The organism is Clostridium sp. AF32-12BH (genome assembly GCF_003477935.1).
Taxonomy (GTDB): domain Bacteria; phylum Bacillota; class Clostridia; order Lachnospirales; family Lachnospiraceae; genus Brotaphodocola.
Genome location: NZ_QUEH01000005.1, coordinates 189,489 through 202,859, shown reverse-complemented (window position 1 = coordinate 202,859; position 13,371 = coordinate 189,489). Strand labels below are relative to the sequence as shown.

At 45.8% G+C, this 13,371-nt stretch carries 11 protein-coding genes; 4 read left to right on the top strand and 7 right to left on the bottom strand.

Annotated elements, in window-relative coordinates:
- Positions 1 to 9 precede the first annotated feature (9 nt).
- Positions 10 to 873, bottom strand: a complete 864-nt coding sequence (locus DWZ40_RS06865) for a DUF6282 family protein (protein WP_118542038.1) — start codon at positions 871 to 873, stop codon at positions 10 to 12.
- A 140-nt stretch (positions 874 to 1,013) separates the two neighbouring features.
- Here DWZ40_RS06865 and DWZ40_RS06860 point away from each other — a divergent pair, with 140 nt between their 5' ends.
- Positions 1,014 to 1,940 (top strand): LysR family transcriptional regulator, encoded by a 927-nt coding sequence (locus DWZ40_RS06860; protein WP_118542036.1) that lies wholly within the window; start codon positions 1,014 to 1,016, stop codon positions 1,938 to 1,940.
- Here the strand turns inward: DWZ40_RS06860 and eno are convergent.
- Complete coding sequence (gene eno, locus DWZ40_RS06855; protein WP_118542034.1) at positions 1,937 to 3,232, bottom strand: phosphopyruvate hydratase; 1,296 nt, start codon at positions 3,230 to 3,232, stop codon at positions 1,937 to 1,939. The genes DWZ40_RS06860 and eno overlap by 4 nt on opposite strands.
- A gap of 243 nt (positions 3,233 to 3,475) precedes the next feature.
- Here eno and DWZ40_RS06850 point away from each other — a divergent pair, with 243 nt between their 5' ends.
- Both DWZ40_RS06850 and DWZ40_RS06845 read left to right on the top strand, forming a co-directional pair.
- Positions 3,476 to 3,694 carry a FeoA family protein gene (locus DWZ40_RS06850; protein WP_118542032.1) on the top strand — a complete coding sequence of 73 codons (219 nt, stop codon included), beginning with the start codon at positions 3,476 to 3,478 and terminating at the stop codon, positions 3,692 to 3,694.
- Positions 3,695 to 3,792: 98 nt separating this feature from the next.
- A complete protein-coding gene (locus DWZ40_RS06845; protein ID WP_182431647.1) occupies positions 3,793 to 5,493 on the top strand; it encodes a GGDEF domain-containing phosphodiesterase in 1,701 nt (566 codons plus the stop codon).
- Between the two features lie 132 nt (positions 5,494 to 5,625).
- Here the strand turns inward: DWZ40_RS06845 and DWZ40_RS06840 are convergent, their stop codons facing one another.
- The 5 genes from DWZ40_RS06840 to DWZ40_RS06820 form a co-directional block, all read right to left on the bottom strand.
- Positions 5,626 to 7,113, bottom strand: a complete 1,488-nt coding sequence (locus DWZ40_RS06840) for a tripartite tricarboxylate transporter permease (RefSeq protein WP_118542028.1) — start codon at positions 7,111 to 7,113, stop codon at positions 5,626 to 5,628.
- A gap of 12 nt (positions 7,114 to 7,125) precedes the next feature.
- A complete protein-coding gene (locus DWZ40_RS06835) occupies positions 7,126 to 7,593 on the bottom strand; it encodes a tripartite tricarboxylate transporter TctB family protein (protein ID WP_118542026.1) in 468 nt (155 codons plus the stop codon).
- 20 nt (positions 7,594 to 7,613) lie between these two features.
- Positions 7,614 to 8,657, bottom strand: coding sequence for a tripartite tricarboxylate transporter substrate binding protein (locus DWZ40_RS06830; RefSeq protein WP_118542024.1), 1,044 nt, complete (start codon positions 8,655 to 8,657; stop codon positions 7,614 to 7,616).
- A 63-nt stretch (positions 8,658 to 8,720) separates the two neighbouring features.
- On the bottom strand, positions 8,721 to 9,992 hold the full coding sequence (locus DWZ40_RS06825) for a DUF362 domain-containing protein (protein ID WP_243035243.1): 1,272 nt from the start codon (positions 9,990 to 9,992) through the stop codon (positions 8,721 to 8,723).
- Between the two features lie 20 nt (positions 9,993 to 10,012).
- The gene (locus DWZ40_RS06820; RefSeq protein WP_118542022.1) at positions 10,013 to 11,182 is read right to left on the bottom strand and encodes an enolase C-terminal domain-like protein; all 1,170 of its coding nucleotides are present in this window, start codon (positions 11,180 to 11,182) and stop codon (positions 10,013 to 10,015) included.
- A 274-nt stretch (positions 11,183 to 11,456) separates the two neighbouring features.
- Here DWZ40_RS06820 and DWZ40_RS06815 point away from each other — a divergent pair, with 274 nt between their 5' ends.
- Positions 11,457 to 13,370, top strand: coding sequence for a sigma-54-dependent Fis family transcriptional regulator (locus DWZ40_RS06815; protein ID WP_182431646.1), 1,914 nt, complete (start codon positions 11,457 to 11,459; stop codon positions 13,368 to 13,370).
- The last annotated feature ends 1 nt before the right edge of the window (position 13,371 follow it).

Below are 13,371 nucleotides of genomic sequence, written 5' to 3'. Positions count from 1 at the left end.
CTCCCCCTTTTACTCTTCGATCCCAAGAAGCCGGTATGGAATGGTTCTTGTCATGTAAGCAACCTGTTCTTCCGGAATTCCATGATCCACCAGATACTGCATATATTCTTCCAGCGCCAGCTCCCAGTGCGGGTTTTCCGTCTGTCCGCCATCGGTGTCTACCATCACATGTTCATATCCCACTGCTTTGATGATCTCCAGATTGTCCGGCAGATTACTTTTATACGTTCCTCCTCCCATATTCTGGGCATAGCAGCGCTCCAGGATCACATCGTAATCTTTTACCAGTCGGATCTGGTCTTCCATGCTCATGTCCACAACCCACCACTCTGGATGTGTGACCACGATTTTCTTTACCCCCACTTGCTTTGCTGCCTCGATCACAACAAATGCTTCTTCCGGAGAAACATGTGCCGTTCCAAGCACCACGTCGTAATCTTTGATCAGCTGGAATACGGTAAGAAGCTCCGGGACTACCTTGCCATCGCGCACCAGTTCAATTCCATTTGCCGGATTCTGTCCCATTTTTTCCAGATGGCGTTTCGCAGACTGGGTCGGAAGCCAGATTTCTTTTGCGCCCAGCTTCAAGCCTTTTTCCACTGCCTCCGGATTGATTCCTCCGATCACTTTATTCATGACAACGCCGCCATACATGGTAAATCCGGTGTTTTCCCCGTAAACCCGTTTCACATACTGGTTTGCCATATACGCACGGTTCACCGTAAAGCCAAGATGCGATTTGATGACAATGGCTTTCGCTCCCACGCGGATGGCCGCATCCGCCAGCTCAAAATCATCGTAAGCTCTCCATCTTAAATCCGGATTGGTGTGCACATGCATATCGTATACGCCCTGTAAGGATACTTTTCCCATTCCATACTCTCCTTTTTCTGTTTTGATTCTCATCTGCTTAAGCGTGTCTTTATTGTATTCAGTTTTTGATAGCGGGAAAAGGCAAAATATGTTATACTTGCCATCGGAAAAACCGATCGGTTATTGAAAGGGGGATTTTTTTGGAAATCAAAGAATGGAATTATCTGATCGCGATCGCGGAAGAAAAAAGTATTTCAAAAGCGGCTGACCGGCTCTATATGGCACAGTCCAGCCTGAGTCAGTTTTTGCAGACGATGGAAAGCAATCTGGACAGTAAACTGTTTGTCCGCACCTCCAAAGGCGTCCGGCTGACCGAAGCCGGAAATATCATGCTGAAATATGCTTACGCGACACTGTCCGAATATCACAGAACGCAAGATGAGATCCAGGATCTCAGAGAACTAAAAAGTGGAAGCGTGATCCTTGGAATCAGCGGTTTTCGCGGTTCCTATCTGCTTCCCCCGGTACTCAATGCTTTTAAACTGGATTACCCCGGAATCCGGGTTCAGATCGTGGAAAAGAACTCCATGGCACTGGAGCAGATGCTCTTAAACGGCGAGATTGATGTAGCTCTCCTGGTTCTCCCTGTCTCCGATTCCAGGCTTGACCCAACCTTTGTCATGAACGATGAAATCTGTCTGATCGCCCATGAAAACCATCCGATTATGAACGATGCAAAGCAGTTTTCCAAAGCAGACCAGACGACTTCCCGCATTCCCTGCTATGTCAATCTGACCGATGCCATCCAATACGAATTTTTCTTAAGCGGCTATGACACAATCCTTGGGCAGGAAGGACGCCGTATTTTCCATAAAAACGGACTCCAGCCCATCACCTGCAACGAATCGCTGACAGCACTGCTTGCTGCCGCGTTGGCCGCTGCCGGTCATGGGCTGGCATTTACTTACTATAGTTCCCGGCATTATTTCCGGGATGCAAAATTTTTGTCCCTCGGCTCGGACGGAGCCTCCGTAAAGCTTGCCACTGCACTTCCACCTGGGCGCTACCACTCGAAAGCGGCCCTGGCCCTGCAGGAAGTGCTTTTGAAAATTCTTGCAAACGACTAACGCTTAATATTGAACGCCTTCACCCTCGGGAACTGTGCTGCCACGCCAAGCTCCTCCTCGATGCGGAGCAGCTGGTTGTATTTTGCCACACGCTCACTTCTGCTCGGTGCACCGGTCTTGATCTGGCAGGTGTTCAAAGCCACAGCCAGGTCTGCGATCGTGGTATCCTCGGTCTCACCGGAACGATGGGATGCAATTGCAGTATAGCCTGCTTTGTGTGCCATCTTGATTGCCTCCAGAGTCTCGGATACAGTACCGATCTGGTTTAACTTGATCAGGATGGAGTTGCCGCAGCCAAGCTCAATGCCCTTTGCAAGACGCTCGGTGTTGGTTACGAATAAGTCATCACCAACCAGCTGAACCTTATCCCCGAGTTCTTTGGTCATCATCTGCCAGCCTTCCCAGTCTTCCTCATCCAGACCATCCTCGATGGAGTAGATCGGGTACTTCTCGCACAGGTTCTTCCAGTGCTCTACCAGCTCTTTGGAAGTAAACTTCTTGCCGCTCTTCGGAAGCAGATACTCGCCCTTCTTCCCGCTCTTCCACTCACTGGATGCAGCATCCATGGCCAAGACAAAATCGGTACCCGGCTTATATCCAGCCTTCTCAACTGCCTCCAGAATCACCTGGATTGCTTCCTCATCGCTGCCAAGGTCCGGTGCGAAGCCGCCTTCATCACCGACGGAAGTTGCCAGTCCTCTGGATTTTAACAGGGCTGCCAGTGCATGGAACACCTCGGTACACCAGCGGAGCCCTTCCTTGAAGCTCGGTGCGCCTGCTGGCATGATCATAAACTCCTGCACATCCACGGTATTGGCTGCATGTGCGCCGCCGTTTAAGATGTTCATCATCGGAAGCGGCAGACGGTTGCCGTTTGCGCCGCCAAGGAAACGATACAGCGGCATTTCCATAGCATTTGCCGCTGCTCTTGCGCTTGCGATAGAAACTGCCAGGATTGCATTCGCACCCAGCCTAGATTTATCTTTTGTGCCATCGGCCTGGATCATTGCCTGGTCGATCGCATAAACATTGGACGGATCCATGCCGCACAGAACATCTGAAATGACGGTATTGATGTTCTCCACTGCTTTGGAAACGCCTTTTCCGCCAAAGCGGCTCTTATCCTGATCCCGTAATTCCAGTGCCTCAAACTCGCCGGTGGATGCGCCGCTTGGTGCCGCACCTCTGCCAACGGTGCCATCCGTTAAATACACCTCTGCTTCTACGGTTGGATTTCCGCGGGAATCGATAATCTCTCTTCCAATTACTTTTTCAATTTCCAGATACATCATAAGTCATGTCCTCCTGCCTGTGCCTCATTAAGTTAGTTATCGCTAACCAACCACAGTCTACCACACGGCACTTTTTCTGTAAATCATCCTTATTGATCACGTTTTCTCAGTATCTTCAAATTTGCTGTTTTTATTCGGAAACGAAGGACGTTTTCCTATGGAAAATGATTGACAGCATTGGGATTTATGCTATGATGTTAGCTATAGCTAACTTTCTATTAAAATGTTCCAGAGGAGGAATTTATGCCACTGAATTTAGCTGAGATCAATCAGCAATATACGGTTCAAAAAATATGCGGAGATGAGGAGCAGCGCCATTATCTGGAAACTCTCGGATTTGTAGAAAATGCCGCTGTCCGCATTCTGTCTGCCTTTTTCGGCTACTATATTGTCATGATCAAGGAGAGTAAGATCGGCATCAGCGCGGATTTTGCCAAAATGATCATCGTACAGGCAGAGTAATCTGCCCATCACAGCACTGCGCTCCCGAAAAGACGCAGTTGCACGATGCCTTATCCTTTTTTTCGCGCATCGCAATGTTTTTACCAAGGAGACCTACTATGAAACGAAACAAGAGCATCCTGCATCTTTGCGAGATCATCCTCGCTGTGCTCATGCTGATTCTGATTTTAAATCTTTATCTCACCAAACTTCTGGTCGATCCCGACCTTTCTTACAAAGCCATGTACCAGTCCCTGTGTATGACACTGGCATTTCTGGTTCTTTGTATTGTTCTGGCCCTGATCCAGAGAGAACTTCTGGCCCGTCTGCTCAACAATGCCTACCGGGATGTGACCGGAATCCACAACAAAAAATCGTTGGAGAAAAAACTCCAGGAATTAAGCTACGCAGTGGGCTATGAAGTCAGCTACCGGAACCATTATTTTATGATAGATGACCTGGTCAACGCAGCCGATAAACGCATGTATCAGGACAAATTTTATAAAAAGAATTCCAAGAATACCAGCGAAGCGCAGAGTCAAACCAAAAACAATCCGGTGATTCCGACAGTATCCTCCGAATTTCTCGCCGAAAAGATCCGGCTGTTCCAGACCCAGGCATCCGGCAACCTTCCGATTGCCTTAATTTCTACTGATATCGACAACTTCCACTTCATCAACGATAAATACGGCTATCCGCTCGGAAATGAAATTTTAAACATTGTCTACGAGGAGCTTACTGCCTCCTCGCTTTCCCTGTTCACCGCACGTTTTTTCTCCGATGTATTTATCAGCATTGCCGATGTCAGCAGGCAAACTGGTGACGCACTCCGGGAACAGATTCAGAATCTCGACCAGAAAATCTGCAGCCGTATCCGGGACACCTACCACATCAGCTTTTTCCGGACAAACTCCGGCATCTATGTAATCCCGGAAGAGGAAACCAAGCCGGAAACCATGATTTCCTGTGCCAACGTGGCAAGACGGATTGCCAAAAAACTCATCAGCCACACCTGTCTTTACTCCGATGAGATCGACCGGAAAGAAAAAATGCAGGCGGAGATCCTGCATTCTTTCCACAGTGCCCTGGAAAACCATGAATTTGAAATTTATTTTCAGCCTAAGGTCAACACCATTTCCCAGACTGTATCCAGCGCCGAAGTCCTGGTTCGCTGGATACAGAACGGAAAGCTGCTCTGGTTTCCGGATATTTACATCCCGCTCTTTGAACAAAACGGATTCGTGATCGATCTGGATTATTACGTTTACGAACAGACCTTTCAGTGGCTGCGCAAATATGCAGATCAGCTTCCTGAAAAATTCCGTGTATCCTTAAATGTATCTCCGGTTCATTTCGAACAGCCCCAGACCTTCATCCAGAAGATCCAGGAATTCATCGACTCTTATGGTATCGATCCATCCCTGCTCACGTTTGAGATCACGGAATCCACCTACGTCAATCCCCCGCTGGCTGTCAACCAGGTGATCCGCAGTCTTCAGAACCGCAGTATCCAGATTTCCATGGATGACTTCGGCTCCGGATACTCTTCCTTAAACACGCTGAAAGATCTGCTGTTCGACGAAGTAAAAATTGACCGGATGTTCCTTGGCGACACTCTTTCCGAAAATGCCCATATCGTCCTGCAGGAGATTTTCCATATGCTCAAACGCATGAAGAAAACCATCGTCTGCGAAGGTGTGGAAACCAAAGAAATCGCAGACTTTTTAAGGCAGGAAGGATGCGACGAAATCCAGGGATTTCTCTACTACCGGCCTATGTGCCATGGGGATTTTGAGAAGCTGATGGGATGCAGGGCTTAGCAATATCAAGTAGTCTAAAGAACCTGCACTAGTAAATTTTTCAGACACACAACCTAAAATATCCTCAGAGAACCGTCAGCTGACGGATTTTCTGAGGATATTTTTAATAATTGTATCATATCAGTAACTGTTTCATGCTTTTTTCGCACAATAACCTTTTATCTGTTTATAGCCGGTCCAGACTACCATTGCAATTGCTGCAATCATAAAAATTGCTGCAATTGGGGATTTAAAAAATGCCCAGAAATTATTATTGGTATACATTAATCCACGAATCAGATTCTCCTCAACCACAGAACCGAGCACAAAACCAAGGATCATTGGAGCCTGCGGAAATTTGTGACGCATCATAAAGTATCCGATCACACCAAACATCAAAGAAGTCCAAACATCAAACATATTATGATTGGTTCCATACGTACCTACAATACATAAAATCAGCACTGCTGGAAGCAAAATATATTTCGGTACTGCAAGTACTTTGATAAACAGACGAATACCGCCATACTCGACAACCAGCATAAGCACTGTAGCAATCAAGAATGCTGCAAAAATGCCATAAACCAACGTACCACTATTTTTAAACAAAAGCGGGCCCGGTGCAATGCCGTGAAGTGTTAAGCCACCAAGAATCATAGCAGTTACTGTATCACCTGGAATTCCAAGAGTTAATAACGGAATCAAGGCACCACCAATTGCTGAGTTGTTTGAAGTTTCTGTTGCAATAATACCATCAATAATACCGGTTCCAAACTTTTCAGGATATTTACTCTGCTGTTTTGCAACACTATAAGCAACAATATTAGAGGTGGATCCGCCAATACCAGGAAGAATACCAATTCCAATACCAATCAATGCTGAACGGATGAAATTCACAAACTGCTCTTTGAATTCTTTTAACGTAATTCCAAATCCTTTTACTTTGCAGCTCATAATGGATGCCTTATTTGCAGCGATCCCATCTGCACCTACTTTTAAAATCTCAGCCACTGCAAACAGTCCAATCATGACCGGAAGCTGTTGAAAGCCATTCTCCAGGCTCTGGATTCCAAAAGTAAAACGCTCCGCGCCACCGATAGAAGCAATTCCAAACAATGAAAACGTCACGCCTGCGATGCCACTCATCAATCCTTTTAACAGATTATCTCCTACCATAGCACCAATCATAGTCAAAGCAAACACACAAATTGCAAAATACTCATACGGACCGAACTTCAAAGCAATCTTTGCCAAGGATGGGGCAATAAAAATCAGCGCAATGATGGATAACACCGTTCCTAGGAAAGAATACAGAATTCCTATTCCCAATGCTTTTCCGCCTTCCCCATGCTCTGCCATAGGACCACCATCAAAGGTAGTCGCAACCGAAGACGGAGTTCCTGGAATCTTTAACAAAATCGCAGAAATCAATCCACCAGAAGTACCACCTACATACAATGCAACCAGCATTGATATGCCATCAAGTGGGGACATAGAAAATGTTAACGGCAAGCACAATGCCACTCCCATAGTGGAGGTCAGTCCTGGAATGGAACCAAAAATAATTCCGATTACTACACCAATCAAAATGACCGCAACACAATGGACGTTTAATACAGAAAGCAATCCTTCAATAGCCATTTCTGTTCCTCCTTACAAAATACCCGTCGGCAGAATCAGTGAAAATACATTCACGAACAGCATATTAACTACAATTGGCAATACCACTGATACAATCGCAAAAATGATATAATTCTTTTTACTGCGCAGTTCAGACGGCACAAACAAAAGCATCTGAGCAAACATATAAACGATAGAAGTGATAACAAAACCAATCGGCTTTAATAGCAGTACATACAGAAACAGCAATACCAGTGTTGCAAGAAATCCTTTTATGCTAACAGGTGCCTCACCTTTTTCAGCATCTCTCGTCCGCAATCCAAATACAAATAAAAGCAACGCGATCACGAACCAAATAGAACTGCAAAGTTTCGGCATAAAATCTCCGCCCTGTCCCATAGCTGCCCCCACTTCAATTGTCTGTGCGGACAGCCATAAGGCGGCACCTGAAATTACCAGCACTAAGTTCACCAGAGTCTCTGATAATTTTTTTCCACTCATACTTTACGCCTCTCTCGTGTTTATTTGGCAGAAAAATCTACTATCTGAAGCAATTTGTCAATTTCATCGTATTTTGCAAGTCCTTCTTCACCAGGTAAGAAAGTTGGCTGCTGATAATAAGAACTGTAAATCTTCTGCTGATACTCTGTATCGTTTTCAATGATATCTTTAAGTGCCGTGTTGAACTCATCTACCAATGCATCATTAGTTCCTGCTGGAAATGCAAAGAAATAATAGAACGGAAGCTCGATATCGTAGCCCTGATTTTTCATAGCTTTAATATCGATATTCTCGTCAGCAACTGTCAGATCATTGTCTCCATCCATTGCCAACGGGACCAGCGTTCCTTCTTTCACATAATCTTTGATTGCACCATATGCTGCAAGAATAACATCTACATGTCCTCCCAAAACTGCTGCTAAACGGTCAGCAGCAGAACCTGCATCTACAATATTTACATCAAAACCTGCATTCTTCATCTGAAGCGCAACTGCATAAGAAGTAGCTCCTGTCTGTGCTGCCATCTTCAACTCGCCTGGATGTTCCTGCGTATATTTACGTAAATCTTCCAAAGTATTAATTCCCAGAGAAGCATTTACAGTCACTACGTTACCTACACTCTGACCAGCAATTGCTGCAAACTGATATGCATCAAAACCATAATCCGTTGCTCCGCAAGCTTTATTTACCAGAAACGCGGTATGATAAAATAGAATAGAACTTCCATCATTTGCCGCATCTTTGACCTGTCTTGTACCGGTTGCACCTCCATTGCCATTTACATTTGAAACCACGAAATTTGCAGGAAGTTTATCAGAAAGCTTTTGCGCCAGAAGACGTGCGTTGAAGTCGGTATCTCCACCTGCACTTGCCGGAACAATAATTTCTACATTTTTCGGCCACTCCGCAGTAGATGCTGCGGCAGTCTCGCTAGCTTTAGTTTGCGTTTCCGCCTCACTCTTCGCTGAAGCTGAACTCTCACTCTTTACAGCATTTCCAGAACATCCTGCTACAGAAAATGCCATAACTGCTGCCATAATTACTGCTAAACCCTTTTTAAACATACCTTTTCCTCACTTTCTTTTATCACTTAAAATGAATTGTGAAAAAATCCCACTATACTATATCTAACTATATAAGCATAAATTGCCTTCATCATCAAAAGGGACTTCCATATATTCAGAACATTCTCTCAACCGACTTTTATCTTTCACAGACTCTAGCGCTGCTTCTGACATATAGATTTCCTCCAATGTTTTTGTACTTCGAACAATTACCAGTTTTACCTTTCGATAATCCAACACGCCTGACCCTTTGACACAGCCTTGAAAGACTAGCTTATCTGTCGGAAGTGTCACTGGGATTGCAGCAATTTCAGGGTGCATACCCGTTAAAGAATTTACACAGGTATATTCCTCATTGATTGCATCCCGCAGTTTTTTTGATATAAAATCTGCCATACCACATCCACTTGCATTTCCATCCGATTTTTCAGTCAATCGGAGGACTCCCAGTGTCTCCACATTTGGTCCATCATTCGGTCTGCGGTTTATGGGACGCCCCACTATAGCTGGATCCATGCCGGTTCCACTAACATCTTTTCCCTGTTCATAAACGATCAGGCAATCAATGTCATCCACAAAAATTCTTGGTACCATTGTAATTGCCCGTTTCAAAATTCTTGGCTCTTCTTCCAAAATTTCCTCTTTGCAAAGGACATACAAATCTGCAAGCTGTTCATATCCATTTTCAATCACGGCAATTCCTGCCACTACGTTAAGCTTTTCCAATGCCGCCTTTCCCACTCTCACCATGTTGGGCCCCAGATTTGGGGTCCCAAGGCTATGCGTCATAGCTGCACCTTTATGCTTGGCAAGACCAATTGCCATCATTTTCAGAAGACCGCTCTGATATTCCTCCCGGATAGAAGTATGAGTTTTGACACGATTTAAAAGAATGATACCGTCAGCTTCCCATGCATTTTTATCAATATATACCGGAAGTCCAAGTTCCGTCCTGTTTACTTCTACAACTTCCATAGAAGAAATAATCGGTGCTCCCACAGCTTCTTCTGTAATTCCCAGGTTTTCCAACATTTTTTTCTGACCTTCTGCCGTTCCACCCCCATGGCTTCCCATAGCCGGAACGATAAACGGTATTCCACCTGCTGCTTTCACCAGGTCCACAGTTTTTTTCATGATGCGTTGATATCCGGCAATGCCTCTGCTTCCTCCGGTAATAGCAATCCTGGTGCCAGGTCTAATCGGAATTTTCTTTTCATTCCAAAGATATTCAAGCTTCTCTTCTGGTTCATCGAGACGGGTAGCATCAAAAATCTGCTCTACCTTTTTCACCTTAGGTATCTGATAATCCTTCAGCATATCCTCAAGCTTCGACACATTTCATTCCTCCCAAAATCTTAGTATGCTGCACGCACCGCGAAATTGTGGTTTGCGGAATCCGCATAGAAATACCGGGTGCTCTCCAATGTTCCGTCTTTCTCCAGTTTCTCCAGATTCAGTCGGATCGGGCTTCCAGGAATGTCCGGAAGCCACAGCTTTCCGCCCTTCTCTTCTGGCTTCACGGACAGACAGTCTCCGATCGGTTCGGTCATTGGCTCATGATTTTCCAGCATCTCGTTTTTCTCATAAAGCGCGCCGAACGCTGCATTGATCCACACGGTTCCACCGGAAGAAAACCGCAGCCCGTTCTTTCTTGCCATATCGCGGATCACAAGCAGGTCGCTCATCCGGCTCATCCGGCCCACCAACGGCATCAGATGGTCCACACCTTTTTCTACATATGTTTCAAATGCGAAACGGTTTCGCATCGACTCACCATAACCAACCATCATGCCAACACGTTCTCTCAGTTCTTTGATCGCATTCATATCGTGAGAATGTACCGGTTCCTCATACCAGGCCGGATGATAAGGACGAATCATATCCGCAAATTTCACGGCATCTTCCAGATCCCATACCTGGTTTCCATCCACGGCAATCTCGATATCGTCTCCAACCGCTGCTCTTACCTTTTCCATGCGCCGGACATCCCGCTCCATGTTCTTTCCCCAGTCACTTCCAACCTTGAATTTGATGGTTCGGTAACCTTCTTCTACGTAGCGCACCATGTCTGCCACCAGATCCTCATCGCTGGAAAGAAGAGAACCGCCGCCTTTGTATGCTGCAGCCCAGTCTTTTTTCGCACCAAGGAAACGGTGAAGCGGCAAATTACGTCTCCGTGCCATAATCTCCAGCATAATCAGATCGAACTGTCCAAGATCGACAATCTGTCCACTCTGAAATCCGAAGTTTCTCAGTTTCCAGTAAAGGGAATGATACCATTCCTCATACGTTTTCGTCTCGCCAGTCAGGATCAGCGGAAGAATGTTCTGCACCAGGCCGGATGAACAAAACGTTCCTCCATGATAACCCTCGGAATCATAGATATCCACCCAGCCCTGAAGCGGTACAAAACTGCCAAATCCGCCGGTTGCATCCCTCCACGGCTTTTTCACCGGAATCGGACGAAAATTATGGTAAACCGCTTTTGCAAATGTAAATTTCTCGTTTTTGTCAATTGGGAACATCTCGTTTTCCTCCTTCTGATTATTTCTCTGATTTTTTCTGATTTCCCTTCTGATTTATTTTATCTGATGTTTCCTGTGCCTTTGTTGCCTCATGAAAATGAAGTACATTCCGCAACGCTTTGTGCTTTGGATGGTCTCATTTTATCTGCTCTCTCAAATACCGTCAACTTACGCCCTGTTTCTCGCCCATTTTCGTTTCAAATTCGTTGTATATTCGACAGTTATGTTTTATAATTGTCTTATTATGAAACATAACTGTTCAAGGAGCATATTTATGTCTAATATTGTCTTAATCACCGCCGGTTCCTCAATCGCCCATTACGCAGAAATGCTGCGAAAAACACTTCCTGCCCCAGAGAATCTTTCCATCGTCAACTGCTATATGGAAGAAGCTGTCAACTATGCCAAAAATCAGCTTCCAAGTGATACCGATGTCCTGATTGCCCGCGGAAACACAGCAAAGCTTCTCAAAGCCGCTCATCTTTCCATACCGATCGTAACCATACCGATCCAGGACTCCGAACTGATCCAGTCGATCGAGTCTGCAAAACAAGCATACGATGCCAAAGACACATCCATTGCCTATCTTGGAATCGAAGATGTCCTACAGTCTGTCCGCGAATTTTTAAACCTCATGCACTGCAAGATCCGCCTCTATCCGATCAACAGCAGCCAGGACATCCGAACCGGCATTCAGCGTGCCAAAAGGGAAGGAGTAAAGGTTGTGATTGGAGGAATTTATACACAGCAGCTTGCTGCTGAAGCCGGTCTGGACTGCGTTCTCCTCGAAAGTTCCCTTGCTTCTGTAAAAGAGGCTTATGAACGGGCACTGGAAGTACAACGCGGCTTCATTCTCCAACGAAAAAAAGTCCAGGAACGTACGCTTATCCTGAACTCGATTACAGACGGAATCTTAAGCATCAATGAAACCGGCAGAGTCACGGTCTGCAACCCCGCTGCTAAGACATACTTTGGCAGTTCTTCCGCCTACCTATGCGGGAAGTCGTTCGCTCCGCTGTTTCCACAGTCGGAAAAAGAGCTGATTCAAAAATGCCTTACCCTTGGTCAATCCGTTACTCATCATTCTTTTTTTCTGAATGATCAGACATTTCAACTCTCCATAAACCCAATCTTTGCCGGCAGCAGCTGCCGTGGTGCTGTACTAACCTTTTCTCCTGAAAGCTCACACTTCCGACCAGATTCTGCAAAGCAGCGGATGCATCAACATGGTCTTACCAGCATGCAAAGCAATGCAAAGGACAATGAAAAAGGGGATTTTTCTTCCTTTTTTGAACTGACCGGAACGCACCCGCTGTTTCAGCACGCAATTTCGCTTGGAATTCGCTATGCAAAACGCTCCATGCCGGTCCTTCTGATTGGAGAAGAAGGTACCGGAAAAGAGACCTTTGCCCGGTGCATGCATCACCTCGACCCGCAAAATCCACAAATTTTCGTGAGCCGGGAAGCCTCCCTCCTCACAACAGACGATCTGTTATCAGCCAACACCGGAACGCTCTATATCCGAAATGCACACAGACTCTCCCTTTCCATGCAGGAAACGCTTTCTGATCTGCTCCGGACAGGTTCCGTACGGCTCGATTTGCAGACCCGGAAAGCGCTTCGACTGCGCCTGATGCTCGGCTCTGACCAGGATCTCTCCAAATTACTGACTTCTGGTTTTTACTACTTAGTCAACTCGCTGATCCTGCCGCTTCCATCCCTTGCACAGCGCCGCGAAGATATTCCACTTCTCGCTCACAATAAGATTTCATACTTTAATCAGCTGTATGAAAAAAGCTGTAACGATACTCCAGAATTCTGTGAAAAGCTTACACTGGAAGCATGGCCTGGAAACATACGGCAGCTGGAAAGCCTGATTCAGCGCATGGTTCTTCTTTCCGAACCGGATGCTGTATTTACCGGGAAAGAGTCTTTGTCTATTCCAGACGACACTGCTTTTTACCAGCATCTGCTCCACGACTCGCCGCTTGCAAAAGCAGACTCCGACATTTCTGTTCCGGCTGCGCAGCCGGGAATTCTGATCAAAGGACGTAATGTGACCTTTGAAGAATTAAGGGAGCTGGACCGCTTTTACCACGGCAAAAAGACGCTGATCGCGCAAAAGCTCGGTATCAGTCGCTCTACACTCTGGCGCTTCTATAAGATAATGGAAAACTTAAATATCTGAC